The 25,471-nt window shown below is 64.0% G+C and carries 22 protein-coding genes; 4 read left to right on the forward strand and 18 right to left on the reverse strand.

The annotated features are described in order from the left end of the window. Nucleotides 1–21: 21 nt before the first annotated feature. The 12 genes from trxA to D0Y60_RS22860 all read right to left on the reverse strand — a co-directional run bounded on the left by trxA (nucleotide 22) and on the right by D0Y60_RS22860 (nucleotide 17,703). On the reverse strand, nucleotides 22–342 hold the full coding sequence (gene trxA / locus D0Y60_RS22805) for a thioredoxin (protein ID WP_117372247.1): 321 nt from the start codon (nucleotides 340–342) through the stop codon (nucleotides 22–24). 104 nt (nucleotides 343–446) lie between these two features. Further along, the gene (addA, locus tag D0Y60_RS22810) at nucleotides 447–4,016 is read right to left on the reverse strand and encodes a double-strand break repair helicase AddA (protein ID WP_117372248.1); all 3,570 of its coding nucleotides are present in this window, start codon (nucleotides 4,014–4,016) and stop codon (nucleotides 447–449) included. Continuing rightward, the gene (addB, locus tag D0Y60_RS22815; protein ID WP_199564259.1) at nucleotides 4,009–7,185 is read right to left on the reverse strand and encodes a double-strand break repair protein AddB; all 3,177 of its coding nucleotides are present in this window, start codon (nucleotides 7,183–7,185) and stop codon (nucleotides 4,009–4,011) included. Before addB ends, addA begins: the two co-directional genes overlap by 8 nt. Further along, nucleotides 7,182–7,916, reverse strand: a complete 735-nt coding sequence (locus D0Y60_RS22820) for a nucleotidyltransferase family protein (protein ID WP_117372249.1) — start codon at nucleotides 7,914–7,916, stop codon at nucleotides 7,182–7,184. Before D0Y60_RS22820 ends, addB begins: the two co-directional genes overlap by 4 nt. A 13-nt stretch (nucleotides 7,917–7,929) precedes the next feature. Beyond that, on the reverse strand, nucleotides 7,930–9,426 hold the full coding sequence (tsaE, locus tag D0Y60_RS22825; RefSeq protein WP_117372250.1) for a tRNA (adenosine(37)-N6)-threonylcarbamoyltransferase complex ATPase subunit type 1 TsaE: 1,497 nt from the start codon (nucleotides 9,424–9,426) through the stop codon (nucleotides 7,930–7,932). Between the two features lie 9 nt (nucleotides 9,427–9,435). Then, a complete protein-coding gene (locus tag D0Y60_RS22830; protein WP_117372251.1) occupies nucleotides 9,436–11,889 on the reverse strand; it encodes a PAS domain-containing sensor histidine kinase in 2,454 nt (817 codons plus the stop codon). 294 nt (nucleotides 11,890–12,183) lie between these two features. Then, complete coding sequence (gene ahcY, locus D0Y60_RS22835) at nucleotides 12,184–13,584, reverse strand: adenosylhomocysteinase (RefSeq protein WP_117372252.1); 1,401 nt, start codon at nucleotides 13,582–13,584, stop codon at nucleotides 12,184–12,186. Nucleotides 13,585–13,692: 108 nt separating this feature from the next. After that, nucleotides 13,693–13,965, reverse strand: coding sequence for an HPr family phosphocarrier protein (locus tag D0Y60_RS22840; protein WP_117372253.1), 273 nt, complete (start codon nucleotides 13,963–13,965; stop codon nucleotides 13,693–13,695). Between the two features lie 15 nt (nucleotides 13,966–13,980). After that, nucleotides 13,981–14,382: a PTS sugar transporter subunit IIA gene (locus D0Y60_RS22845; RefSeq protein ID WP_117372283.1), complete on the reverse strand. Its 402-nt coding sequence runs from the start codon at nucleotides 14,380–14,382 to the stop codon at nucleotides 13,981–13,983. A 151-nt stretch (nucleotides 14,383–14,533) separates the two neighbouring features. After that, entirely contained in the window at nucleotides 14,534–14,989 is a 456-nt protein-coding gene (locus D0Y60_RS22850; protein WP_117372254.1) for an HPr kinase/phosphorylase, read from the reverse strand. Then, a complete protein-coding gene (locus D0Y60_RS22855; protein ID WP_245409281.1) occupies nucleotides 14,986–16,716 on the reverse strand; it encodes a sensor histidine kinase in 1,731 nt (576 codons plus the stop codon). Before D0Y60_RS22855 ends, D0Y60_RS22850 begins: the two co-directional genes overlap by 4 nt. A gap of 249 nt (nucleotides 16,717–16,965) precedes the next feature. Continuing rightward, the gene (locus tag D0Y60_RS22860) at nucleotides 16,966–17,703 is read right to left on the reverse strand and encodes a response regulator transcription factor (protein WP_117372256.1); all 738 of its coding nucleotides are present in this window, start codon (nucleotides 17,701–17,703) and stop codon (nucleotides 16,966–16,968) included. Between the two features lie 314 nt (nucleotides 17,704–18,017). Between D0Y60_RS22860 and D0Y60_RS22865 the strand changes: the two genes are divergently transcribed. The 4 genes from D0Y60_RS22865 (at nucleotide 18,018) to D0Y60_RS22880 (ending at nucleotide 21,485) form a co-directional block, all read left to right on the forward strand. Then, complete coding sequence (locus D0Y60_RS22865) at nucleotides 18,018–19,628, forward strand: phosphoenolpyruvate carboxykinase (protein WP_117372257.1); 1,611 nt, start codon at nucleotides 18,018–18,020, stop codon at nucleotides 19,626–19,628. Nucleotides 19,629–19,741: 113 nt separating this feature from the next. Then, on the forward strand, nucleotides 19,742–20,176 hold the full coding sequence (gene arfB / locus D0Y60_RS22870; protein WP_117372258.1) for an alternative ribosome rescue aminoacyl-tRNA hydrolase ArfB: 435 nt from the start codon (nucleotides 19,742–19,744) through the stop codon (nucleotides 20,174–20,176). Nucleotides 20,177–20,348: 172 nt separating this feature from the next. Further along, nucleotides 20,349–20,861 carry a peptidoglycan-binding protein LysM gene (gene lysM, locus D0Y60_RS22875; protein ID WP_117372259.1) on the forward strand — a complete coding sequence of 171 codons (513 nt, stop codon included), beginning with the start codon at nucleotides 20,349–20,351 and terminating at the stop codon, nucleotides 20,859–20,861. After that, a complete protein-coding gene (locus tag D0Y60_RS22880) occupies nucleotides 20,862–21,485 on the forward strand; it encodes an alpha-ketoglutarate-dependent dioxygenase AlkB (RefSeq protein WP_117372260.1) in 624 nt (207 codons plus the stop codon). A 6-nt stretch (nucleotides 21,486–21,491) separates the two neighbouring features. Here the strand turns inward: D0Y60_RS22880 and coaA are convergent, their stop codons facing one another. From coaA to D0Y60_RS22910, 6 genes are read right to left on the reverse strand one after another with little or no spacing between them, the layout of a single operon-like run. Next, nucleotides 21,492–22,487, reverse strand: a complete 996-nt coding sequence (gene coaA, locus D0Y60_RS22885) for a type I pantothenate kinase (protein WP_117372261.1) — start codon at nucleotides 22,485–22,487, stop codon at nucleotides 21,492–21,494. Further along, nucleotides 22,487–22,807, reverse strand: a complete 321-nt coding sequence (locus D0Y60_RS22890; RefSeq protein WP_117372262.1) for a phosphoribosyl-ATP diphosphatase — start codon at nucleotides 22,805–22,807, stop codon at nucleotides 22,487–22,489. The genes coaA and D0Y60_RS22890 overlap by 1 nt, the downstream gene beginning before the upstream one ends. Before the next feature lie 10 nt (nucleotides 22,808–22,817). Then, nucleotides 22,818–23,594: an imidazole glycerol phosphate synthase subunit HisF gene (hisF, locus tag D0Y60_RS22895; protein WP_117372263.1), complete on the reverse strand. Its 777-nt coding sequence runs from the start codon at nucleotides 23,592–23,594 to the stop codon at nucleotides 22,818–22,820. Beyond that, on the reverse strand, nucleotides 23,591–24,334 hold the full coding sequence (hisA, locus tag D0Y60_RS22900) for a 1-(5-phosphoribosyl)-5-[(5-phosphoribosylamino)methylideneamino]imidazole-4-carboxamide isomerase (RefSeq protein WP_117372264.1): 744 nt from the start codon (nucleotides 24,332–24,334) through the stop codon (nucleotides 23,591–23,593). The genes hisF and hisA overlap by 4 nt, the downstream gene beginning before the upstream one ends. Before the next feature lies 1 nt (nucleotide 24,335). Then, a complete protein-coding gene (hisH, locus tag D0Y60_RS22905) occupies nucleotides 24,336–24,977 on the reverse strand; it encodes an imidazole glycerol phosphate synthase subunit HisH (protein WP_117372265.1) in 642 nt (213 codons plus the stop codon). 1 nt (nucleotide 24,978) lies between these two features. Further along, nucleotides 24,979–25,449: a DUF2628 domain-containing protein gene (locus tag D0Y60_RS22910; protein WP_117372266.1), complete on the reverse strand. Its 471-nt coding sequence runs from the start codon at nucleotides 25,447–25,449 to the stop codon at nucleotides 24,979–24,981. Between the last annotated feature and the right edge of the window lie 22 nt (nucleotides 25,450–25,471).

The following is a 25,471-nucleotide window of genomic DNA, read 5'->3' on the forward strand; positions in this document are numbered from 1 at the left end:
TCTTTGGACCAGTCGGACCGATCACGCGGCGCTGGAAATCCAGGAGGCAAGTGCCGTCTTGGGGGCAGCGCCAACCTTGATGTCTGCCACTTCGCCACCCTTGAACATGGCAAGTGTCGGGATCGAGCGCACGCCGAACTGCGCGGCCAGTTCCGGGTTCTCGTCGATGTTCAGCTTGGCGACCTTCACCTTGCCGGCGAGTTCCGTCGAGATTTCCTCGAGCGCCGGTGCGATCATTTTGCACGGGCCGCACCATTCGGCCCAGAAATCGACGACGACAGGCTCTGCGGAATTCAGGACTTCAGCCTGGAAGTTGGACTGGTCGACTTTTACGGTAGCCATGAGGCTCTCCTTGAACGGTGATTGTTGCATGAAATGTGATGCGCCGGGCCTTCGGTTTCAAGCCCTGAATTGCCGCGCCGGCGCGATCCGTCTCGCCCGGTATCTCACTTTGCCGTGAGTTCGGCAAGGCTCGCATCGAGCAGCATCGGCTCCAGCCAGAAGGTTTTCGCCGCTTCCGTATAGATCAGCCCGCATCGGATTTCCTTGTGCGGATAGAGCGGCGCGAGGATCGCCCGATAGATGGCAAGCTGCGCCCGGTGCTCGAACGGAATGTCGGAAACGGAAGCCGGCGGCACGCGGTTCGTCTTGAAATCGACGATCTCGACGGCGTCGCCGCTGACGACCATGCGGTCGATGCGGCCGGAGACCGCAAAATTCCGATGGCCGAGCGACAGCGTGCCCATGATCGAAATTTCCGCGCGCCCCGAAGGCGAGAAGATCGTTGCAAGGCTCACGTCGCCGATCACCGCCAGCGCGGCCTCCACCAGCGAAGCACGGGCATGGTCCGGCCAATGCGCAACCGCGCGCTCCAGATAGCGCCGTGCCGCCGCCGGGCGTTCTTCTGCGGGAAAGGACGGCAGAATCTGCAGGAAGCGGTGCAGGATGCGCCCGCGCTCCAGCGCAAGCCCGCTGCCGGGTACCCCGCCACCCTTCCGGCCGAACAGCGCGGAGGGCACAAGAAGATCAGCCGCATCGGTCTCGATGACGGCTGCCGCACCCGAAGGGCTCAAGGGGCGCGGCAAGGCCTTCTGCGGTGGCAGCGGTTTGCCGAGCGCTTCCGGCAACACCATCTTCGCCCACTCTTCGGCCGCCCCAACCGATATGGCGCCGATATCCGCCGCGCCCTCCTCGCGCCAGGAGAAACCCTGCCAGCTTTCGCCTGGCGTCGAAAAGGTCGTCTCGCGACACCGCGCCGCGTCGGCGGAAAGCGCTGCCGTGATCATCGCGTGCCAGGTGTCCTTGGCCTCCTGCCGGCCGCGATAGCCGCAGACGACGAGGCGGTCAGCCGCACGTGTCATCGCCACATAGAGCAGCCGCCGGTATTCCTCCTCCGCGCCGGCCCTGATGCGTTCGGCATCGGCCTCCGTCAGACCGTTGCCCAGATCCTTCAGCGGCAGCCAGACGGGAAGGCCGCCTTCGACACCGCCGTCCGCCAGGAACCGCAGCTTCGGCATGTGGTTGGCATTGAACGGCTTCGAGCCGCCGTCGACGAGAAAGACCACAGGTGCTTCAAGACCCTTGGCGGCGTGCACGGTCATGATGCGGATCTCGCCACGCGCCTTGTCCTGCTCGCGCTTGACCGTCGGAGCCTCCAGCTCCAGCGTGGAAACGAAGGCTTGCAGGCCGGGCAGGCCGTTTTCCTCCTGCTCCAGCGCGAAAGTCAGGAATTCGTCGACGATCTCGCCTGCCTCCGCCCCGAGCCGGGCGAGGAACGCCCGCCGCCCGCCGCCGGCACCGAGAATGCGGGCATAAAAATCATGCACGGATTGTTCGCGTGCATGGCTGATGAGATCGGCAAGCCGGCGAACGATCGGTTCGAGGGCAGCATTCGTCTCCGCCATCGCCCGCAGCCGCATCCAGAGGCTCTGCTGCTCCTCACGCCGGGCGGCAAGCTCGAAGACGGTCTCCTCGCTCAGGCCGAAAAGCGGGCTTTTCATCAGCGCGGCCAGCGAGAGATCGTCTTCCGGCAGCACCGCGAAGCGGCCGAGCGCCATCAGGTCCTGCACGGCGATATGCTTTGTCAGCACCAGCCGGTCGGCACCGGCGACGGGCAGGTTGTGGCGCTGCTTCAGTGTGCGCGTCAGCGCATTCACGAAGGCGTCGCGCTTGCGCACCAGCACGATCACGTCGCCCGCCGTCATCGGCCGCGCCTTGCCCTTTTCCGTCACCGTCTCGAGGCCGATCCACAAGGCGAGCGTATCGGCGATGCGCCGCGCCAGCACATTGATCGGCGCCTCCTCGGCCACTGCGTCGAAGGGCGCCGTCCAGTCCTCCTCCTCGAGACCGGGCGGTGCGGCAATCACCTCCCAGACATCGACGGCACCGGGCTCGCGCCCGCGGTTGGAGGCATGCACGATCTCATCGCCATCGGGCGAAAGGCCGCGCGCATTGGCGGGGTCGAGAAACACCTGGTCGACGGCCGACAGCACGTCGCGCGTCGAGCGGAAGGAGAGCAGCAGCCGGATCGGGCTGAAGGCGGCCTCCGCCCTCTGCGTGCGCCGCGAAACCTCGCGGCCTTCCTCGGCGAAGCGTTCCGGCCGCGCACCTTGGAAGGAGTAGATCGACTGCTTTTCGTCGCCCACGGCGAAGATCGTGCGTTCCACCTGCCGTGCCGTTTCGCCGGCAAAGAAATCGTCGGTCAGTGCCTTCACGATCTGCCATTGCCGCGGGCTGGTGTCCTGCGCCTCGTCGACGAGGATATGATCGATGCCCTGGTCAAGCTTGTAATGCACCCAGGCACTGACCCGCTCGCGGGTGAGCAGCGTCGCGGTTCGGTCGATCAGGTCGTCGAAATCAAGCAGGCTGCGCGCCCGCTTCAGATCTTCGTAGTCGCCGATCAGCCGTTCGGCGATGGTGAGCGCGGCCAGCGTCGCCTCGACCATGCGCAGGCGCCGCAGCCGCTCGGTGCAGGCCACGACATGCGCCTGCGCAGCGATCAGTGCGTCCTCGAACTGCGGAAACTGTTTTTTCAGCGCGGCGGAGAAGAAGGCATTGTCGATCTTTCGCGGACTGCCGCTGTCCGTGAAGAACAACTTGTGCAGGGCCGCGCGACGCGCCTCCGCATCCGTGAGGCGGATCAGGCCACGCAGACCGGCGGCAGATTTCTTCACGGTCTCGCTGCCAAGCGTTTCCGCCGCCGAAAGATAGGCCTCCAGCGTCGTGCCCGAGAGACCGTCGAGCGGCCAGAAGGCGGAAAGGATGGTGTCGGCGGTTTCCGTTGCCGCAAGTCCGGTTTCCCGCCGCAGCACCGCGTCCACGCCGCCGGCCTTGTCGGCGGCGTCGATGAAGGCGCGGATCGGGCCGCGTGCCGCAACGATATCGGAGATCAGCTTTTCGAGGCCCGTATCGTCGGCGATGTCGAGCACTGTCGCAAAAGCATCGGCCAGCGCCCGGTCGTCCTCGTTCGCCGTGGCTGTCAGGAGCGTGCGGCGCGCATCCGCCAGCAGCACGGCCGCAGCACGGTCATCGAGCACCGAAAAATGGCCGGCGACGTTCGCTTCCAGCGGAAACTGGTGCAGCAGCGCCTCGCAGAAGGCGTGTATCGTCTGGATCTTCAGCCCGCCAGGAGTTTCCAGCGCGCGGGCGAAGAGACGGCGGGCCTCGGCGAGCTTGAAAAGGTCCGGCCGCTTGCCCTCGATGGCGGCAACACGGTCGGACAGCGCCTCGTCCGAAAGCGTCGCCCATTCGGCCAGCCGTTCGAAGACGCGGTTCGACATTTCGGAGGCCGCCGCCTTGGTATAGGTCAGGCAGAGAATGGCCGAGGGCCGGCAGCCGGCGAGCAGCAGCCGAATGACGCGCTGGGTCAGCACATGCGTCTTGCCCGAGCCGGCATTGGCCGAAACCCAGGCGGAGCGGGCCGGGTCCGATGCCGTCGCCTGTTTCTGCGATGTCCAGCTCAGCCATGCCGCGGGATCGGCGGAAGCGGGGCGGTCTTCGGCTTCGCTCTCACGCATCGTCGCCCTCTCCACCGTTTTCCGCGGATGACCACTCGGCGACGCGCGCCAGATGGTCGTATTCGCCGCCATAGTCGCGCTCCTGCTCGGGAATGAGCCGCGAGGCGAAGCCGAAACGGCCGTCGATCAGGCCGGTCAGCAGCTTTTCCAGCTCGGCCAGCGAATCCTCCGCCAGGTCCACGGCCGATTTCGGATTGGTCTTGGCGCCCTCGTTGTTGACCTGCTCGGCCTCGAACCGTTCGCCAGGTTTGAGGCGCACATAGAGAAGGTTCGCCGGCTCGCGTTGGCCGGAACCGCGGAAGGCGCTGCGGCGGATGGCGGCGGCTTCCAGCGCCAGCTGCGGATCGAGCAGCGCGCGCGCCACCTTCAGCGACGGCGTGCTGCCGGTCTTGTAGTCGATTATATCGGCGCTGCCATCGGGCAGGATATCGATGCGGTCGGCAATGCCCGTCAGGCGGATGCCGCCGACGGAAAGATCGAGCGAGGCCGGCACCTCCGTTAGGCTTTCGCGCACGCCGGGCGCGCGCTTCAGGTGCCAATCGACGAAAGCGCGGGCGACGGCGGCAAAGCGCGGCCGCCAGACGGCATCGATATGCGGCGGCAGCGCGATGACGTCGAATTCCTCATCGAGAATATGGCCGATGAGGGTCAGCGGCTCGCCGCTCCCCTCCGCGCGCACGAAGCGATCGACGATGCGATGGTAGAGCGAGCCGCGCTCGGCCGGTCCGGCATCGAGGTTAAAGGGCGCGATCGGGTGCAGCCGCAGGATATGGCGGGCATAAATGGCATAGGGGTCGCGGCGCAGGCGGCCGATCTCGCTGAAGGAATATTTCTTCGGCTGCAAATCCGCCGGCGGTTTCGGCGCGGGGCGCGGTGCGGTCGGCACGCTGGCGCTCCGGTCAATATCGCCTGCCCAGTCGATAAGGTTTCTGCCGCGGCTGCGCAGATCGGCGGCCAATGTCGGGCCGCCAACCGCGAGCAAACGTTGGAGCCAACGCGAGGCGACAGTGGGCGCGGTGCCGTTGCGCAACGCCCGCGTCAGAACCAGTTTCGGCGTGGCGGCGGCCATTTGCAAGTCGTGGCCGAGCTGGCCGATGCGCCGCTCCGGTGGCTCCAGGCCGATCTCCACCTTCATGATGCGCGAGAGGAAGGCGTCGTTCGCCGCCTGTCCCGGCCAGGTGCCCTCGTTGAGTCCGCCGATGACGACTGTATCGACGCTTTGCAGGCGCGATTCGAGTGCGCCGAAAATGAAGACGCGCGGATGGCGCATGGAGCGCGGCTTGACGCTTTCGCTCGCCGCCAGCGCCTCGATGATATCGCACCATTGCGGCCCGTCGGCCTCGATCTGCCCGTCCGTCTCCATCACGCTCTTCAGGAGATTGGCGAGGCTGTCGCCGGCCTCGCTCGACCAGAGCGCGGCAAGATTGTCGCGTTCATCCAACGCCACCGCTTCCAGCGCGCGGCCGGTGCGTTCGGCCCAATCGGACAGCGGCAGTTTCGAGGAGAAACGCCGCCCCGTGCGGGTCTCCTGCACGAGAAGACCGGCCAGAGGCTCGACGGCGGCGGTGACGCGGCGCGTCAGGTCCTGCGCGAGCGGGATCGCCGTCTCCGGCAGTGCGGTGCGCCAGACCGGCGGGTGGCGATCCCCAGCCTGTCGTTCGAGAGCAGCCGCGAGCAGCGGCTCCAGCGTGGAAATATCGATCTCCGCCGTGCCGCCGCGCAGCGCCGTCAACTCCAGCGCGGTCACGGCCGTGCGGAGGTCGTCGACGGGAAGGCCGAAGCGGGCGAGCGGATGTTTCAGCAGTGCGACGAGCGGCACCGGGTCGCCGGGGCGCAGCGCTGCTTCCACGAGAAGCCGCAGCAGGGTGCCCTGCGGCGTGGAGAGGAGCGGCGTGCCGGCCGAATCGTCCGCCTCGATGCCGAACCGGGCAAGCTCGGCGGCGACACGCCGGCCAAGTTTCCGGTCCGGCGTGATCAAGGCCGCCTGGGCATCGTCGCTCTCTTCCAGCGCAAGCCGCAGCGCAATGGCGATCGCCAGCGCTTCCTCGCGTTCATTGGCCGCCTCGACGAGGGAGACGTCACGAAACGCCGCGGCCATGCGGTCGGCATCGAGCGCGCCGCGCACCTCGCCCCAGCCGGCCGTCGCCTGTGTCGGCAGGAAGGCGCTGGAGAGGAGCTTCGAGCGATATTCCAGATCGTCGGGGGGAGAGCCGAGCGGCTCCACATCGTTGCGCGTCACGCCCATGCGGGTCAGAAGGCGGTGCAGGCCGTATTGCGGATGGCTGCGTGCGGCGGCGTCCGGCTTCTGCCCGCCCGCCGCGCCGCCCTGATGGCCGACCAGCAGCCATTCGGGATCCGACATGAAACGGTCGAGACCCGGCAGGATCACCACGCCGTTTGGCAGTTTTGCCACGGCGGCGATCAGCCCGGCAGTTGCGGGGATGGAACCGGTCGAGCCGGCGATGATGACGGGGCCTGCCGGCGGCGAATGACGGTAGCGCTCGGTTTCGGCATGCAGCGTCGCATTGCGCCGAAGCGACGGCGAGGAGCGGCCAAGCTCCGCCAGGCGCGCCGGCCAGAACTCGCTGGCGATCTTCAAAAACTCGGCCGTGAGCTGCCACCAGAGCGCATGGTTGGAGACATCGAGGCCGTCGAGTGCGGCCCAGTCCAGCTCTTCCGTCTCCATCGCGTCGATGATCTCAGCGAGATTGCGGGCAAGCCAGACGGCATCGGCCGGGCTTGCCGGCGCAACGAGCGGGCTTTCGGCATGCACGGAGGTGACGGCGGCGGGCAGGCTGTTGCGCCAGGCGAGCACGAGGCGGGCAAGCTCGATGAGGCGCGCCGGGCCGGAGAGCGGTTCAGCCATGTCGAGCAATGCCGGTGCCACCTCGTCGAAGAAGCCGCTGTCGTCATCGGTCTCGCCGAGCGCCCGGATGACCGGCAGGATTGCCGACTTGCCGCCGAGGAGATCGACAAATTCCGAGCGCAGCACGCGGGCCGAGCGCCGCGTCGGCACATAGATCGTGACGTCGGCCAGCGCCAGCGGATCGGCGGGATCATAGGTGAATCCGGGCACGAGGCGGCCGTCGATGAGGCTTGCCGCCACCGTCTTCAGGAAAGGCAGGCTAGCCGGGATCGAAAAGATGCGGCCGCCGCGCGCGCTGGTCACGCCGCCGCCTCGTGGAAACGGCCGATGACGGTTTCCGCCGCATCGATGGCGTCGGGTGTGCCGACGGTGATCCAATGCCCCTCCAGCATCAGGCCGAACAACCGGCCTTTCTCGATGGCGCGGTCGAAATAGATGTTGAGGTTGAAGGCATCGTCGGGGGCGTCGTCGAGAAGCGCCGACATCATGGCGATGGCGCCGGCATAGACGACCGGGTTGCCGTTTTCATCCCGGTAACGGGTAAGCCGCCCGTCCGTGTCCATCGAAAAATCCTTCTTGCCGTTGTGGCCCGTCGTGTCCTCCAGCCGCACGCAGAGCATGAGCATGTCCATGCGATCGGGGTCGAAGCCTTCGGCAAGGCGCTGAAGATTGGTCTTTTCACCCGGCTTTTCGCCGACCCAGAAGAGATCGGCATTCATGACGAGCACGGGTGCGGGGCCGAGCAGCTTCAGGCCCTTGGCAAGCCCGCCGCCGGAATTCATCAGTTGCGCCGTCTCGTCGGACAGGATGATCTCGGGCTGGCTTCGGTTTGCGAGATGTGCCGTCATCTGGTCGGCGAAGTGATGCACGTTGACGACCACGCGCTTGACGCCCGCCTCCGCCAGCGCATCCAGCCCATAGTCGATCATTGGCTTGCCGGCGATCGGCACTAGCGGCTTCGGCATCCTGTCGGTGATGGGGCGCAGGCGCGTTCCAAGGCCGGCGGCCAGCACCATGGCGTCTTCGATCTTCATCAAGCACTCGCGGTTATGATTCGGTCGCGAGGATTCCAGCCTTTTCGCACCAGTCGCGCAAGGGGGCGAGGTCGGGATGGGAGAGCGCGCGCGTCAGATTGCGGAAGGTGCGCGGCATGTGGCGCATATAGGCCGGCTTGCCGTCGCGCTGCATCAGCCGCACCCAGATGCCGACGAGCTTGCAGTTGCGCTGCGCCGCCATGACATGCCAGTCGCGCAGGAAGCGCGTCCGGTCGAAGCCGGCATGGTTTTCGCGCAGCGACAGATAATGGTCGAGCACCGCGTCCGCCATACCCTTGGGCATGTCGACACGGGCATCCTGCACCAGCGAGGCGACATCGTAGGCCGAAGGGCCGATCATCGCGTCCTGGAAGTCGATGATGCCGACGCGATCGGTGCCGGAAGCCTCGGGACGCCAGATGATGTTGGGCGAATGGAAATCGCGCAGCAGCAGATTGTGCTCGGCGCTCGAAAGGCTGGCGATCAGGTCGTCCCAGATCGCGACATAGGCCTTGCGCTCGTCGTCGCTCGCCGGCGTGCCGCGTTTCCAGGGCAGGTACCAGTCGGTGAGAAGGCTTACCTCGATCTGCATGGCATCCCGGTCGAAATCCGGCACGTGATGCTGGATGCCTTCGGCCACCGGCAGGTCGCGCGCGAAAGCCTGCCCGTGCATATGGGCCAGGCACGCCGCGCTTTCGCGATAGCGCTCGTCGATCGGCACGCCGTGCTCGTCGAGAACGCTGTCGCTGCCGAGGTCTTCGATCAACAGGATGCCCTGCTCGATATCCGTCTCGTAGATTTCCGGTGCCCGCAGACCGCGTGCGACGAGATGCCGGCCTACGGCGATGAAGGGTTTCACGTCCTCGGCGATATGGGCGATCTGCTGGTAATATTTGCCCTGTGCAAGGATCGGCCCCGGCGTGTGACGGGGCGCGTCCATCAGCACGAAACGCTGGTCATCAAAATAGACATGTTCGTAGGCTCGCACCGAGGCGTCACCCGTCAGATGACGGCGCGTCGCGGCCTGATAGCCGGCGTCATCGAGAAAGGTGCGAATCGCCAGCGAGCGGCCAATCCGGCTTAAAGCCGATGCCGCGCCATTGATAGTGACGCGTCGCCCGTCGCCCTCATGCGTGAAGGTCAGCGTGATGCCTTCCGCCGGCAGCGCGCCAAAACCCTTTTCTGGCCATTCGACGAGGCAGATGCCGTCCGACAGCGCTTCGTCGAAACCGAGTTCGTCGATCTCGGCGGCGTCGGCGATGCGGTAAAGGTCGAAATGCGCGACCGGCACGCGCAGGTCGTAGGTCTGCACCAGCGTGAAGGTCGGGCTCGGCACTTCGAGCATGGCATCGTCGGCAATCGCGCGAATGAGGGCGCGCGAAAAGGTCGATTTTCCGGCGCCGAGATCGCCCGACAGCGCAATGTAGTCGCCGCGCTTGGCCGCAAGCGCCATGTCCTCGCCGAAACGGATGGTCGCGGCTTCATCGGCGAGGAAGAGTGAGAGCGCCATGCGGGCCTTCTATTCCGCGGCTGCGAAGGAGGTCATCGTCGCCGAGGGAATGCGCACGGTCACGTTCGTGCCGCGGCCCTCCTGGCTGTCGATGGAGACGGTGCCGTGGTGCAGGCTGACGAAGCTCTCGACGATCGAGAGGCCGAGGCCGGCGCCGCCCTGACGGCCGTGGCTTTCGAAGCGGTTGAACACCGTCTTCAGCACGTCCTGCGGGATGCCCGGCCCACGGTCCGTGACCGTGAAGACGAGATCGACGCCCTCGCGCCAGCAGCGCAAGCCAATTGAGCTGTGCGCCGGAGCGAAATTCGCGGCATTGCCGAGCAGCTTGATGAGGATCTGCTTCAGGCGCTGCTGGTCGGCGATGATGGTGCCGAGATTGTCGGGCGCGGTGATTTCCAGCGTCACCTGCGCCTCGTGCAGCCGGTCGGCGAACTGCATCGACACGTCGTCAAGAAGGTCGGTCAGATTGATCTCGGTATAGTCGAGCTCCATGATGCCGGCATCGACGGTCGCAAGGTCGAGGATGTCGTTGACGATGGTGAGCAGAACCGCCGAGGAGGTCGCGATGTGGTCGACATATTCCGACTGGCGGTCGTTGAGCTCGCCCATGGTTGGCGTCTTCAGCAAATCCGCAAAACCGATGATGTTGGTGAGCGGCGAGCGCAGCTCATAGGAGACGTGCTGGACGAAATCGTTCTTCAGCGCGTCGGCCTTGCGCAGCGCATCGTTCTTTTCGGTGAGCGCGCGGCTGACCCGTACGCTGTCGGTGATGTTGACGAAGGTCAGCATCGTCTGGGCGTTGGAGAGCGGAATGACAGCAAAGTCGAGCACCAGGCCAGTGCGCAGCTCCAGCACGCCCTGGCAGGACGGCCGCTCGTCATCGAAGCTGGTGATGATATGGGCGAAGCGCTTCCAGCCGTCCGGCTTGTCATAGGACGGTGCGCAGGCCTGCTCGATGGCGCGGATATGCGTGCCGGATTTCGCTTCCGCCTCGCTGATACCCCAGAGCGCCCGGAAGGCCGGGTTGGAGAGACGGATGCGCCCGTCGGGACTGAACACAGCCACACCTTCGGCCAGATGGTCGATCGTCTCGTCCTGCACCTGCACCAGCGTGTTGTAGCGCGTTTCGAGATCGACCTTCTCCGTCAGGTTCTCGAAGACCCAGGTCGCGCCGCCCTGCGGGCGGGCGGTGGCAAAGACGCGCAGGGTCTGGCCATTCGGCAGGTGCCAGAGGTCGGTCTGCGTCTCGATGGCGCGGTAGACGGAAAGCGCCGTCTCCTTCCACTGCTTCCAGTTCAGCTGTTCCGGCAGCTTTCCGGCGGCGCGCAGCTTGTCGAAGAGTTCGCCATTGCCGGGCTTGCCTTCGAGGAAGGCCATGTCGACCTCCCACATATGCTGGAAGGCCTGATTGTAGAATTGCAGGCGCTGGTCGCCGTCGAAGATCGCGACGGGCGTGGCGAGATGGTCGAGCGTTTCTGCATGGCTCTTCAGCGTGCGCACGAGTTCCTCGCGCACGGCCTCGACATCCGAGACATTGATCGCGATGCCGGCCGAGCCCGTCGGGCTGCGGGCATCGACCACGTCGAAGAAGCCGCGATTGCCGTGCACGACGGTCGAGACCTTGTCTCGGTAAGGCATGTCATAAGTGCTGGTGGCGCGGATCTTTTCGCGCGCGATGGTCGGCAGCAATTCGCGGCCTTCATGCACGGCGCTTGCCGCGTCCTTTGCCTCGACGGCCTCGGCATAGGCGTCGTTCACCCAGGCGAGGGAACCATCGGCGGCGCGCTGCCAGACGGGCTGGTCGATCTGGTCGAGCAGGCCCTGGAGGGTGGTGAGCGCCGCGACCAAGCGGTCGCGCTCGAGCTTCAGCTCGGCAGCCTCGGCGCGCAGATTGTTGAGCGCCACGAAACGCACGAAAGCCTGTCCGCCAGACACGCGGCCCTGGGCTTCCAACACTTCGTCGCGGTTGGTTTCCACGACGAGGTCGAAGCTCTGGGCCTGGGAGCGCAGCTTTTCGACGGCGCGCTCGATCTCGCCGGCCGAGGCGGGTTTCATCCAGCGGCCAAAGGCCAGAAATTCATTGTCGGCCTGGGGTGCACCGGTCTCGGCCGGCAGCTGACCCAGAAACTCCGGCTTGCCGGAACGGCCGTCCCACACGACGATGCGGCGGTCCTTGTCGCCGATCAGCGCCTGCAGACGGGATACATTGTGTCTGGCATCGGACAGGCTGGCCTTCAGCGCGCGGCTTTCGGCAGCCATCTTGGCGCGCTGGCGGCCCATCCAGAGTGCGGAAACCGTCGCCGCCGACATGACGCCGATCAGCATGGAGCCCGTGACGATTTCCGTGGTGGCGAAGTAGCGGCCGGCGGCATGGGCGGGGCTCGCAAAGGCCATCAGCGCCGAGCCAGCCGACAGTGCCGAAACGAGACGGCGTCGGCCACTCGTCAACCAGTTGTTAACCATAAATACATTTTGCAGCGCAAAGCCATGCGCGCAATCCCGCTCCGGCACGCCGAAAGCCTGCCTGGAACGGCCTCGTTTCAATTCCGACATCATCCCCGGTATGTCTCCGTCCGTTTGCCGCCTGATCGACAAGACATCCCAATCCGGCGCGAAGGGTCCGCATCTGCACGCCGAATCAATGCTTTAAACGATACTTGTTTCCCGAATCGACGGGAAGGCATCGGCCCAAAAAAGAGGCGGCGCGCTTGTGTCAAGCGCGCCGCCTCTAGATGTTGTGGATAATCCGGGTAAGGATCAGTACCTGTAGTGTTCAGCCTTGAACGGACCGGTCGTCGTCACGCCGATATAGCCGGCCTGCTCGTCCGAAAGCTCCGTGAGCCTTGCGCCAAGCTTGGCGAGGTGCAGGCGGGCGACCTTCTCATCGAGCTGCTTGGGCAGGACATAGACCTCGTTCTTATAAGCATCACCCTTGGTGTAGAGCTCGATCTGCGCCAGCACCTGGTTGGAGAACGAGGCGGACATCACGAAGGACGGGTGGCCGGTGGCGTTGCCGAGGTTGAGCAGGCGACCTTCCGACAGCAGGATCATGCGGTTGCCCTTCGGGAACTCGATCATGTCGACCTGCGGCTTGATGTTCGTCCACTTCAGGTTCCGCAGCGCGGCGACCTGGATCTCGTTGTCGAAGTGGCCGATATTGCCGACGATCGCCATGTCCTTCATCTCGCGCATATGCTCGATACGAATGACATCCTTGTTGCCGGTCGTGGTGATGAAGATATCGGCGGAGGACACGACGTCTTCCAGCTGAACGACTTCAAAACCGTCCATGGCGGCCTGGAGCGCGCAGATCGGATCGATTTCGGTGACCTTCACGCGGGCGCCAGCGCCACGCAGCGAGGCAGCCGAGCCCTTGCCGACGTCGCCGTAACCGCAGACGACGGCGACCTTACCGGCCATCATCACGTCGGTGCCGCGGCGGATGCCGTCGACCAGCGATTCCTTGCAGCCATATTTGTTGTCGAATTTCGACTTGGTGACGCTATCGTTGACGTTGATTGCCGGGAAGGGCAGGAGGCCCTTCTGCTGCAGCTGGTAGAGACGGTTGACGCCGGTGGTGGTTTCTTCCGTCACACCCTGGATGGCGTCGCGCTGCTTGGTGAACCAGCCCGGGGAGGCGGCAAGGCGCTTCTTGATCTGGGCGAACAGGATCTCTTCTTCTTCCGAACCCGGATTGACGAGCACGTTCTCACCGGCTTCGGCACGGGCGCCGAGCAGGATGTACATGGTGGCGTCGCCGCCATCGTCGAGGATCATGTTGGAGAAGCCGCCATCGGTCCACTGGAAGATCTTGTCGGTGTATTCCCAGTATTCCGTCAGCGTCTCGCCCTTCACGGCATAGACCGGGATACCGGCGGCGGCGATCGCGGCGGCGGCGTGGTCCTGCGTGGAGAAGATGTTGCACGAGGCCCAGCGCACGTCGGCGCCGAGTGCCACCAGCGTCTCGATGAGAACGGCGGTCTGGATGGTCATGTGCAGCGAGCCGGTGATGCGCGCGCCCTTGAGCGGCTTGGATGCGCCGAACTCTTCGCGGCAGGCCATCAGGCCCGGCATTTCGGTTTCGGCGATCTGGATTTCCTTGCGGCCGAAATCGGCAAGCGCGATGTCGGCGACGTGGTAGTCATGGGTGGTGGTCATGAAGAGCTCCAGCCTTCTGGCTTTGATTGATGGCGCTTCCTATCAGGAAACGGCCGCTGGAGCAACCGGACATAAAGAAGTCTTTATATCCTTATATTAACGGGAGACTTACATCTCCTCGCCGAACTTGTCGGCGACGAGCGCATCGAGCGCATCGAGAACGGCCTGCGCCTGCGCACCCGTTGCTGTCACGAAGACGGAGCAGCCGGGGCTGGCGGCCAGCATCATCAGGCCCATGATCGAGGTGCCGCCCACCGTCATGCCGTCCTTGGAAACGGTGACTTCCGCGTCGTAGCCATCGACCGTCTGGACGAATTTTGCCGAAGCACGGGCATGCAGGCCGCGCTTGTTGATGATGAGAAGCTCTTTCGAGACGGTCATGGAGGGCAGGAGACCTTACTTGCCGCTAAGCACGCGGCTTGCCACGTTGATATATTTCCGGCCGGCTTCGGACGCGTCGATTAGCGCCTTTTCCATGTTGTTTTCGCCACGGATGCCGGCGAGCTTGATCAGCATCGGCAGGTTCACGCCGGCGATCACCTCGATCTTCTCACCGGACATGACGGAGATAGCGAGATTGGAAGGCGTACCGCCGAACATGTCGGTGAGGATGATGACGCCGTGGCCCTGGTCGGCGCGCTGCACCGCTTCCAGGATGTCCTGGCGGCGCTGGTCCATGTCGTCCTCGGGGCCGATGCAGACGGTCTCGATCGCTTTCTGCGGACCGACCACATGCTCGAGGGCGTGACGAAACTCTTCCGCCAGCCTGCCATGGGTGACAAGCACCAGTCCGATCATCAGCAATCGCTCCACTTTCCCAACTCGAAACGGTCGGCCGAATACCGCAATGCAACAATTCCGTCCACCGCTGGGGTGGCCATCTTGTCAATGAAAAGCCCAAGTGCAAGCCCTAAATGGCCGATTTTGCGTTTTGGCGGAGCTTTTGCGGTCAAGGATCAAGCAATTCCGGGTGAATTGCGATCAAAGTCGAGAAGGCCGTGGCGCCGGTAAAGAGCGGCAGGCGGGTCAGCGGCAAGGAACGGGCGGGCAGAACCGCGAGGCGTTCCGCCTGCGGCGGCATCCGTTCGGCAAAGGGCGCCTCCATCGGCCGAATGGCCCGATGCAGCACCGCTGCTTCGATGGTTTCGACGGTCACGATGCCGGCGCCGCGCACCTCCGCAAGGCCGGCGATGCTTTTGGGCGCCCGCGCGATCAGGCGGCCGTTGGCCTCGGAGATCAGAACCTGATCGTCGCTGACCATGGCGGCAAACAGACCGCGCCCGCGGGCTTCCTCGATGCAGTGGAGAGCAATGGCGCTTTTGCCGCTGCCGGAGGGTCCGGTGAAGAGAAGTCCCGTCGTGCCGATGACGATGGCCGTTGCGTGCACGTTGGTGGGCGCGGTCATTTCTGGGGGCCGGCTGGCAGAGAGAGGGTGAAGCGCGCGCCCGAAATCGTGCCGGTCTTCTTGTCGACGATGTTGTCGGCCTTCAGCGTGCCGCCATGCGCTTCGGCGATCTGCCGCGAAATCGAGAGGCCGAGGCCGGAGTTCTGGCCAAAGTCCTCGGTTGCCGGGCGGTCCGTGTAGAAGCGCTCGAAGATGCGGTCGATATTTTCCGCCTGGATGCCGGGACCATTGTCCTCGACCTGGATGATGCAGCGGTCGTTGCGGCCGCGCGACAGGCGCACGACGATGCGTCCGCCCGGATCCGGCACGAAGGAGCGGGCGTTCTCGATCAGGTTGGTAACGATCTGGCCGATGCGCAGCTCGTAGCCGGAAATCTCGAATTTGACCTTCGGATTGTCCTTGCGATCGACGACGAAGTCGAGGCTGACGGGCTTCTTGCGTGTGTTGACCTGGCGCGAGATGTCGATGAGGTCGCCGAGCAGCTTTTCGAGGTCGACGGTACGGGCATCGCTGCGCGCCAGTTCCGCATCGAGCCGCGAGGCATCGGAGATGTCGCTAATCAGGCGGTCAAGGCGGCGCACGTCATGCTGGATGATGTCGAGCAGGCGCTTCTTCGAATCGTCCGTGCGGGCGAGCGGCAGGGTTTCGACGGCGCTGCGCAGCGAGGTCAGCGGGTTCTTCAATTCGTGGCTGACATCGGCGGCAAAGCTCTCGATCGCATCGATGCGATCGTAGAGCGCCGTCGTCATTTGGCGCAGCGCAATCGAGAGGTTGCCGATCTCGTCCTGGCGCACCGAGAAATCGGGGATCTCCTCGCGTTCCTTTGCCCCGCGCCGCACGCGGATCGCCGCGGCCGAAAGACGGCGCAGCGGATTGGCGATGGTCGAGGAAAGCAACAGCGACAGCGCGATATTGACGAGGCCCGCGACACCCGCGACGCGCATGATGGCGAGGCGTTCGGCATGCACGATCTTGTCGATATCGCCCGCCTGCGTTGACAGAAGGAGAACGCCGAGCACCGCACGAAAACGCTGTACGGGCACGGCGACCGAGACGATCAGCTCGCCCTTGTCGTTGACGCGCACGACAGCACCACGCACGCCGGTCAGCGCATTCATCACCTCCGGGTAGATCGAGCCATCGCCACCGGGCGCTTCCTTGTATTGCGGCAGGTTGCCCGGCTGCAGCATGCGGTTGAACCAGACGTTCAGCCGTTCGGCGATGCTCGAGCTTTCCGGCTCGACGGGCGGCAGGTCGAAGCGCAGCACCTGGCCCTGCGTATAGAGATGGCGTGAATCGAGCAGCAGATTGGCGTCGGTGTCGTAGATGCGGGCGCGCGTGCGGGTCGGCGAGATCAGCCGGCGCAGGACCGGCGCGACGCGCTCCGGATTGATCGGGAATTCAAGATCCTCGTCGTTCGGCAGCGGCGTGATGCTCTGGCCGGCCTGCAGCTCCAGAAGCTTTTCCGGATCGATGGTGATCGAGTTGGTATCGACGGAGGCCGAGGCCGAAATCGCGCCGGCGATGATTTCACCCTGCGTCAGTAGGCTTTCCACACGCGCGTCGATTAGCCCCTCGCGGAACTGGTTGAGATAGAGAATGCCCGCGACGAGCACGACCAGCGCGACGAGATTGAAGAACAGGATGCGGCGCGTGAGGCTGGAAAAGACGGCATTGCCGAAGATGCGGCGTGCGATGGTGAAGGGATGCGTCCAGCGGCGGCGCAGCGAGCGCGGCGCGGGCCTGCCCTCGACGTCGTCTCCATCCCTGTCCGGCACGGTCTGCAACACCTGATTCTGTCCCTCATGCGGGCGGCATCACGCCGCCGACCGCGGCATGCCATCGCTGCCGCGGTTCATGCAAGCGATTTTACGCCTGAGACTCCGTCTGGTTCTAGATGAACCAAACGGAGTCTCAATTTCTTTGTTTCCGTTTGCCTTACCGAGAAAACCGGTTCCCACTTTTCCTGGCAAACTTTAAGCCGCTTCGCGGAAACGGTAGCCAACGCCATAGAGCGTTTCGATCATGTCGAAATCGGTATCGACCATCTTGAACTTCTTGCGAAGCCGCTTGATGTGGCTGTCGATGGTGCGGTCGTCGACATAGACCTGCTCGTCATAGGCGGCGTCCATCAGCGAATCGCGGCTCTTCACCACACCGGGGCGCTGGGCGAGCGAGTGCAGGATGAGGAATTCCGTGACCGTCAGCGTCACCGGTTCACCCTTCCAGGTGCAGGTGTGGCGCTCCTGGTCCATGACGAGCTGGCCGCGCTCCAGCGAGCGGGCGGTCACTTCGCCGGCCTTGGCCGGTGTGCCGGTGGCGCCACCGCCGGCCGAGGCAGCGGCCTCGCGGCTGGACGCGCGGCGCAGGATCGCCTTGACGCGCTCGACGAGCAGGCGCTGCGAGAACGGCTTGGTGATGAAGTCGTCGGCGCCCATCTTGAGACCGAACAGCTCATCGATCTCTTCATCCTTGGAGGTGAGGAAGATGACCGGGATGTCCGATTTCTGGCGGAGCCGCCGCAGGAGTTCCATGCCGTCCATGCGCGGCATCTTGATGTCGAAGATGCCGAGATGCGGCGGGCGGGCGAGAAGGCCGTCGAGCGCGGACGCACCGTCCGTATAGGTCTCGACCTTATAGCCCTCGGCCTCCAGAGCGATCGACACGGATGTGAGAATATTCCGGTCGTCGTCGACGAGTGCGATCGTCTGCATCCTGTTAGTCTCCATATTCATCGGCGCCTTTCCCGACCTCGGATCCGAGTTCCTGTCCTGGATGTGATGCGCCTTCCTGGGGGTAAAGGTGGAACAAATTGTGGCAGAGATAAAGGATGACGTTTCATGGCGGTTTTTCAATCGGCTTTTAAATCGATTATTCAACCGATTAAAAAAGTCAGACAAATATTTAAATCGATTAATTAATTGATATTATTGCCTAATTTCCATTCGCCTCTTGTTTTTATGACAAGAGCAGATTAGCTTCCGGCAAAATTCACCATGGGTCTTCGTCCACGGAGGAAATCTGGACCATGCAGGAAATCGGCGTTCGCAACCCCGCTCTGGGGCTCACCGCGATGGGTATCAACACCAACGGCACGGTTCGGTACAACTTTGCAGCAGAGGCTCTCTATGAAGAGGCGCTCGGTCGCGGCGAAGCTGTGAAGACCGCTCACGGCGCCCTTCGCGCGCTCACCGGCCAGCATACCGGCCGCTCGCCGAAGGACAAGTTCGTCGTCCGCGACGAAAACACCGAAAACGCCATCTGGTGGGACAACAACAAGGCCGTGTCGCGCGAGCATTTCGATGCGCTGCATGCCGACATGCTGGCCCATGCCGGCAGCCGCGATCTCTTCGTGCAGGACCTCATCGGCGGTGCCGACCAGGACTACGCGCTGCCGACCCGCGTCGTGACCGAGCTTGCCTGGCACTCGCTGTTCATCCGCAACCTGCTCATCCGCCCGGAAGAGAAGGATCTGGCCGGCTTCGCGCCGAAGCTGACGATCATTGACCTGCCGACCTTCAAGGCCGATCCGGCCCGTCACGGCGCGCGCACCGAAACCATGATCGCCTGCGACCTGACCCGCGGCATCGTCCTGATTGCCGGCACCTACTATGCCGGTGAGATGAAGAAGTCGGTCTTCACCGTTCTGAACTGGCTGCTGCCGTCGGAAAAGGTCATGCCGATGCACTGCTCGGCCAATGTCGGCCCGGATGGCGACGCCGCCGTGTTCTTCGGCCTGTCGGGCACCGGCAAGACGACGCTCTCGGCCGATCCGAACCGCACGCTGATCGGCGACGATGAGCATGGCTGGGGCGAAAACGGCATCTTCAACTTCGAAGGTGGCTGCTACGCCAAGACCATCCGTCTTTCGGCCGAAGCCGAGCCGGAAATCTACGCGACGACCCAGCGTTTTGGCACCGTTCTTGAGAACGTCATCCTCGACGGCAATGGCGTTCCGGATTTCAACGACGGCTCGCTGACGGAAAACACCCGCTGCGCCTACCCGCTACACTTCATTCCGAATGCCAGCGAGACCGGCCGTGCGCCTCATCCGAAGACGATCATCATGCTGACCGCCGATGCCTTCGGCGTCATGCCGCCGATCGCCAAGCTGACGCCCGACCAGGCCATGTACCACTTCCTCTCCGGCTACACCGCCAAGGTTGCGGGCACCGAGCGTGGCGTGACCGAGCCGGAAGCCACCTTCTCGACTTGCTTCGGCGCCCCCTTTATGCCGCGTCACCCGACGGTTTACGGCAACCTGCTCAAGGAACTCATCGCCGAACACGGCGTTGATTGCTGGCTGGTCAACACCGGCTGGACCGGTGGCGCCTATGGCGAAGGCCGCCGCATGCCGATCAAGGCGACGCGCGCGCTGCTCGCCGCCGCCCTCGACGGCTCGCTGAAGAGCGCGCTGTTCCGCCGCGACGACAATTTCGGCTTCCAGGTCCCGGTCTCGGTTCCCGAGGTCGACACCAAGATCCTCGACCCGCGCTCGACCTGGGCCGATGGTGCCGCTTACGATAAGCAGGCCCAGAAGCTTGTCGACATGTTCATTGCCAACTTCGAGAAGTTCGAGGACCAGGTGGATGGCAGCGTGCGCGATGCAGCACCCGGCCTCAAGGCCGCTGCCGAGTAAGCTCTCGGTAATGATTCACGTGAAACCCGGCTCATAATGCCGGGTTTTTCGTCTGTGCAAACGGCTTTTCGTTTGTCTGTTCGCCGGTTACAACGGCCCGGAAAGGAATTTCCATGGCCAGCGACCCTCTCTATATCAGCAACACGATCACCCTTGCCGGCTGGGAACTGACCGAGCAGTTCGTGCTGGCGGGCGGTCCGGGTGGGCAGAACGTCAACAAGGTTTCGACCGCGGTCCAGCTGTTCTTCGACCTGCGGAATTCCCCGTCGTTGAACGAGCGTGTCAAGGTAAACGCGGAAAAACTAGCCGGGCGCAAGGTATCAAAGGACGGCGTGCTGATGATCGAGGCGAGCCGTTTTCGCAGTCAGGAGCGCAATCGAGAGGATGCCCGCGAGCGGCTGAAGGAGCTGATCCTCAAGGCGGCGGCGCCGCCACCGCCGCCGCGAAAGAAAACGAAGCCGACGAAAGGGTCGATCGAACGCCGGCTCAAGGAAAAATCCGGCCGGTCGGACGTGAAACGTATGCGGGCCAAGCCCGGCGGCGAATGATTGCCGCAACTTGGCCGTTTATGCGTGGGATGGAAACGAAACCTTTCCTTTACAGGAAGGCTCTGCTTTAGAGTTTGTCAGGGAAAAGCGAGAACCGGTTTTCCCGAAAGGACAAACGAAACAAAAACCTGGAACCCGGCAGGTTCCGTTCGGAAAAATCAGGGAGGTAGGCATGGGTCTCTTCAGCTTTATCAAGAACGCCGGCAAGAAGCTCGGCATCGGCGACGACGAGGAAGCGCCGGCAGCCGAAGCGGTCAAGAAGGAGCTCGATTCCTTCGATCTCGGCACCAAGAATGTCGAAGTCTCCGTCGAAGGCGACAAATGCGTTCTGAAGGGCGTCGTGGCCGACCAGACCGCCTTCGAAAAGGCTGTCATTGCTGTGGGCAACACGCTCGGCATTTCCAAGGTGGAAGCCGCCGAGCTCAAGGTCGCGCCCGAATCCGGCCTGAAGCTCGAGAAGATCGACCTGACCGAACTCCTGAAGACCTCGACGCCGGCCGCCGCCCCCACGCTCTACACCGTGAAGAAGGGCGACAATCTCTGGAAGATCGCCGAGGCGCATTACGGCAAGGGCAAGGGCACCAAACACACGCTGATCTTCGATGCCAACCGGCCGATGCTGTCCCATCCGGACAAGATCTATCCCGGCCAGGTGCTGCGCATTCCGGACCTCTCGGAAGCGTAAGTGGCAGCGTCCGGGCACGGCCTCGCTCCGGGGCTGCGCTACCTCCCCGATCATTTCGACCGTGCCGCGCAGGAAGCCCTCGTCGCGGCCATCAGGCAGGTCGTGACGGAGGCACCGCTCTTCGTGCCGCGCATGCCGAAGACGGGTAAACCCATGTCGGTCCGCATGACCAATTGCGGATCGCTTGGCTGGGTGACGGACAAGGAGCGCGGCTACCGTTACCAGCCCACCCATCCAGAGACCGGCCGCCCCTGGCCGGCCATTCCCGAGGCGCTTCTGGCGCTCTGGGCGGATGTTTCCGGCTTCGACAGGCCGCCGGAAGCCTGCCTCGTCAATTTCTATGATCCGGATGCCAGGATGGGCCTGCATCAGGACCGCGACGAAAACGAGTTTGACGCGCCGGTCGTCTCCGTCTCGCTGGGCGATCAATGCCTGTTTCGCGTCGGCGGTGTCTCGCGCAACGATCCGACGCGATCGTTCCGGCTGTCGAGTGGCGATGTCTTTGTGTTTGGCGGAGAAAGCCGGCTGATCTTTCACGGCGTCGACCGGATCTATCCCGGTACCTCGACGCTGCTGAAGAATGCCGGGCGCATCAACCTGACGCTTCGCCGCGTGAACCCTTGAATCCGGCTACAGTTTGCGCAGCGCCACCGTCTCGATGAGGTGGTTCTTGCCCTTTTGCAGGATAAGGTCGGCGCGCGGACGGGTGGGAAGAATGTTCTGGTGCAGATTCTTCAGGTTGATGTTGCGCCAAAGATTTTCCGCGATACCCAATGCCTCCGCCTCGCTGATCGTCGCATAGCGGTGGAAGTAGGAATCCGGGTTGCGGAATGCCGTTTCGCGCAGGCGCATGAAGCGATCGACATACCAGGTATGGATTAGCGTCTCCTCGGCGTCGATATAGATCGAGAAGTCGAAGAAGTCGGAGACCATCGGCACGATCTTGCCGTCGGCCGGCAGATTGCGCGACTGCAGCACATTGATGCCCTCGAAGATCAGGATATCCGGTCGGTCGATGGTGCGGAAGGTGTTGGGCAGCACGTCATAAGTGAGGTGCGAATAGGTTGGTGCCTGAACGTCCTTCTTACCGGCCTTGATCGCCGAGAGGAAACGCAGGAGCGCGCCGATATCGTAGCTTTCCGGAAAACCCTTACGCTCCATCAGGTTTTCGCGCTGGAGCACGGCATTCGGATAGAGGAAACCATCCGTCGTCACGAGGTCGACTTTGGGGCTGGAGGGCCAGCGCGACAGGAGCTCGGCGAGAATACGCGCTGTGGTCGATTTGCCGACCGCCACAGAGCCGGCAATGCCGATGACGAACGGCGTCTTCGCCTCGTCCGACAGGGTGAGGAAGCGTTTGCGCTGCTCGAACAGCATTTGCGAGGATTCGACATGGGCCGAGAGCAGGCGCGACAGCGAGAGGTAGATGCGCCGGACCTCGTCTAGGTCGATCGGGTCGTTCAGCGAGCGCAGCCGCTGGACTTCATCAGCCGTCAGCGTGAGCGGCGTGTCGGCCCGGAAATGGGCCCATTCGTCTGCCGTGAAAAAGCGGTAGGGCGAATAATCCCGGTTGCCGAAATCATCCGGAATATCCGGCTGGTCCTTGTCACGCGCTGCCTGAATCATCAGCTTTTCCGGCTGGCCTTCTCCACGAGACCGGATTGGCTCGTACGCCGCTCCAGCTCCCCCATCACATCTTGTAACGCCACCCCGCCGATTTTCAATACGACCATCAGATGATAGAGCAAATCGGCCGTTTCGCTCGTCAAGGCGGCTTTATCGCCCTCGATCGCCGCGATAACGGTCTCGACGGCCTCTTCCCCGAGCTTTTTTGCCGCTTTCTGCTGTCCTGAAGCCACGAGCTTGGCCGTCCAGCTTTCCGACGGATCGGCCTTCGAACGGGCGTCGACGATCTCCACGAGGTCTGCAAGGGTGAAGGTGCTCATGGGGGCCTCCTCAGTCCAGCCGCATGGCGATGCCATGCTCGGCCATGTAGCGCTTGGCTTCGCCGACCGTGTAGGTGCCGAAGTGGAAGATGGATGCGGCGAGCACGGCCGTCGCATGGCCGTCGCGCACGCCCTCGACCAGGTGGTCGAGCGTGCCAACGCCGCCGGACGCGATGACCGGCACGGAGACGCGGTCGGCAATGGTGCGGGTCAGCGCGATGTCATAACCGCCCTTCTGGCCGTCGCGGTCCATGGAGGTGAGCAGCAGTTCACCCGCGCCGCGCTCGACCATCTTCTCGGCGAAGGTGACGGCGTCGATGCCGGTCGCCTTGCGGCCGCCATGGGTGAAGATCTCCCAGCGGCCCTCTTCGCCTTCGGCAGACACCTTCTTCGAATCGATCGAGACGACGATGCACTGGTTGCCGAACTTGTCGGCGGCTTCCGCTACGAAATCCGGGTTCGACACGGCCGCCGAATTGATCGAGACCTTGTCGGCGCCGGCGAGCAGCAGCTTGCGGATGTCGGCAACCGTGCGCACGCCGCCACCAACGGTCAGCGGCATGAAACAATGATCGGCCGTGCGCGCCACGACGTCGAAGATCGTGTCGCGATTGTCGGAGGAGGCGGTGATGTCGAGGAAGCAAAGCTCGTCGGCACCGGCCGCATCATAGACCTTGGCCGATTCGACGGGATCGCCGGCATCGACGAGATTGAGGAAGCTGACGCCCTTGACGACGCGGCCGTCTTTGACGTCGAGGCAGGGAATGACGCGGGCTTTCAGGGTCATGCGGTTTCTCCCCGTGCTGCACGGATGGCAGCCAGCGCTTCCTCGGGATCGATGCGGCCGTCATAGAGCGCCCGGCCGGAAATCGCGCCTTCCAGCTTGCGGGCGTCGGGGGCGACGAGACGGTGGATATCGTCCATCGAGGCGAGGCCGCCCGAGGCGATGACGGGGATGGAGACGGCCTCGGCAAGCTGCAGCGTGGATGCCCAGTTGATGCCGGCCAAAATGCCGTCGCGGTCGATGTCGGTGTAGATGATCGCGGCGACGCCGGCGCCCTCGAACTTCTTCGCGAGCTCGATGACGCCGAGCTCGGAGGCTTCCGCCCAGCCCTCGACGGCGACCTTGCCGCCCTTGGCGTCGATGCCGACGGCGACCTTGCCGGGAAACTGCTTGCAGGCCTCGATAACGAGCGCCGGATCGCGCACCGCAACGGTGCCGAGGATGACACGGGAGAGGCCACGCGACAGCCAGTTTTCGATATGATCGAGCGTGCGGATGCCGCCGCCGAGCTGCACCGGGTTCTTCGTCGCCTTGAGGATGGCATCGACGGCGGCGCCGTTGACGCTCTCACCGGCGAAGGCGCCGTTGAGATCGACGACATGCAGCCACTCGAAGCCCTGGTCCTCGAAGGCTTTCGCCTGGGCGGCCGGGTCGGGATTGTAAACGGTGGCCTGGTCCATGTCGCCGAGTTTCAGGCGAACGCACTGGCCGTCTTTCAGGTCGATGGCGGGAAAGAGGATCATGTCAGGGCTTCCAGCGCAGGAAATTGGTGATGAGGGCGAGGCCGAGCGTCTGGCTCTTTTCCGGGTGGAACTGCGCGCCGGCCTTGTTGCCGCTGGCGACGAAGGCGGTCATCGCGCCGCCGTAATCGACAGTCGCGACCACATCCTCAGGGTTTTCGGCGGCAAGATGGTAGGAGTGCACGAAATAGGCGTGCAGCGTCTCCGGGATGCCGTCAAACAGCGGATGGGCTTGTCTGCGATCCAGCGTGTTCCAGCCGATCTGCGGGATCTTCAGGCTCTGGTCGCCGGGTGCCATCTTGACGACGTCGCCCTTGATCCAGCCGAGGCCTTCGGTCGTGGTCTTTTCGAGGCCGCGCGAGGACATCAGCTGCATGCCGACGCACACGCCGAGGAAGGGGCGGGCTTTCGCCTCGACCCTCTCGCGCAGCGCCTCCACCATGCCGGGCACGGCATCGAGGCCGCGGCGACAATCGGCATAGGCGCCGACACCGGGCAGCACGATACGGTCGGCGCTCGCGACGCGCTCGGCCTTGTCCGTCAGGTCGATCTCGGCGGCGATGCCGGCCTCGCGGGCGGCGCGTTCGAAGGCCTTGGTGGCCGAGCGCAGGTTGCCCGAGCCGTAATCGATGATTGCAACGCGCATTCTAGCGTCCTTCCTTGAAACCGACGAGGCCGAGCATGGGAGCGTGCCGGCGCGCGGAGGTTTCGGAGGCCGGGAGCGAAACGCTGTCGCGCGTTTCCGCCTCACCGGCCGGGGTTTGCGTATAATAAATCTCCTCCGCCGTGGCGCGATCGTCGGCCGAAATCACCGCATCGACCGTCCAGCCCCGGCGTTCCAGGCCGGCGACGAACATGGCAGGGCCTTCGAGGGCGACGATGAGATTGGTGGCAAGGCAGATGCCGAGGCCGGCAAGGCCGAAGATAGGATGATCCGCAATCGCCGCGCCGAGCGCCTGGACGGCGAAGGCAAGGGCTGCGGCAAGCCAGGCGCGATGCCAGAGGAGCCAGATGACGGGCAGGACGAACGCGACCCAGGAAAATCGGTCGCGGACGATACGGGCGCTTTCGTCACCGGATGTCGTGCCCGGCGGTATCAGAACGAGGAATGTGGCCATGACGGCCTCCAGCTTTGCCCTT

It is taken from the genome of Shinella sp. WSJ-2 (assembly GCF_003432075.1).
Taxonomy (GTDB): Bacteria; Pseudomonadota; Alphaproteobacteria; order Rhizobiales; family Rhizobiaceae; genus Shinella.

Coding starts and splice junctions, on each gene's coding strand:
- D0Y60_RS22845 (WP_117372283.1), bottom strand. CDS start 14,382: ATGATCGGACTGGTGCTTGTCACCCATGGCAGGCTGGCGGAAGAGTTT.
- hisH (WP_117372265.1), bottom strand. CDS start 24,977: ATGCGCGTTGCAATCATCGATTACGGCTCGGGCAACCTGCGCTCGGCC.
- ahcY (WP_117372252.1), bottom strand. CDS start 13,584: ATGACCACCACCCATGACTACCACGTCGCCGACATCGCGCTTGCCGAT.
- tsaE (WP_117372250.1), bottom strand. CDS start 9,426: ATGGCGCTCTCACTCTTCCTCGCCGATGAAGCCGCGACCATCCGTTTC.
- D0Y60_RS22860 (WP_117372256.1), bottom strand. CDS start 17,703: ATGCAGACGATCGCACTCGTCGACGACGACCGGAATATTCTCACATCC.
- arfB (WP_117372258.1), top strand. CDS start 19,742: ATGGCCAGCGACCCTCTCTATATCAGCAACACGATCACCCTTGCCGGC.
- D0Y60_RS22865 (WP_117372257.1), top strand. CDS start 18,018: ATGCAGGAAATCGGCGTTCGCAACCCCGCTCTGGGGCTCACCGCGATG.
- D0Y60_RS22840 (WP_117372253.1), bottom strand. CDS start 13,965: ATGACCGTCTCGAAAGAGCTTCTCATCATCAACAAGCGCGGCCTGCAT.
- coaA (WP_117372261.1), bottom strand. CDS start 22,487: ATGATTCAGGCAGCGCGTGACAAGGACCAGCCGGATATTCCGGATGAT.
- D0Y60_RS22890 (WP_117372262.1), bottom strand. CDS start 22,807: ATGAGCACCTTCACCCTTGCAGACCTCGTGGAGATCGTCGACGCCCGT.
- lysM (WP_117372259.1), top strand. CDS start 20,349: ATGGGTCTCTTCAGCTTTATCAAGAACGCCGGCAAGAAGCTCGGCATC.
- D0Y60_RS22910 (WP_117372266.1), bottom strand. CDS start 25,449: ATGGCCACATTCCTCGTTCTGATACCGCCGGGCACGACATCCGGTGAC.
- D0Y60_RS22830 (WP_117372251.1), bottom strand. CDS start 11,889: ATGGTTAACAACTGGTTGACGAGTGGCCGACGCCGTCTCGTTTCGGCA.
- hisA (WP_117372264.1), bottom strand. CDS start 24,334: ATGATCCTCTTTCCCGCCATCGACCTGAAAGACGGCCAGTGCGTTCGC.
- hisF (WP_117372263.1), bottom strand. CDS start 23,594: ATGACCCTGAAAGCCCGCGTCATTCCCTGCCTCGACGTCAAAGACGGC.
- trxA (WP_117372247.1), bottom strand. CDS start 342: ATGGCTACCGTAAAAGTCGACCAGTCCAACTTCCAGGCTGAAGTCCTG.
- D0Y60_RS22850 (WP_117372254.1), bottom strand. CDS start 14,989: ATGACCGCGCCCACCAACGTGCACGCAACGGCCATCGTCATCGGCACG.
- D0Y60_RS22820 (WP_117372249.1), bottom strand. CDS start 7,916: ATGAAGATCGAAGACGCCATGGTGCTGGCCGCCGGCCTTGGAACGCGC.
- addA (WP_117372248.1), bottom strand. CDS start 4,016: ATGCGTGAGAGCGAAGCCGAAGACCGCCCCGCTTCCGCCGATCCCGCG.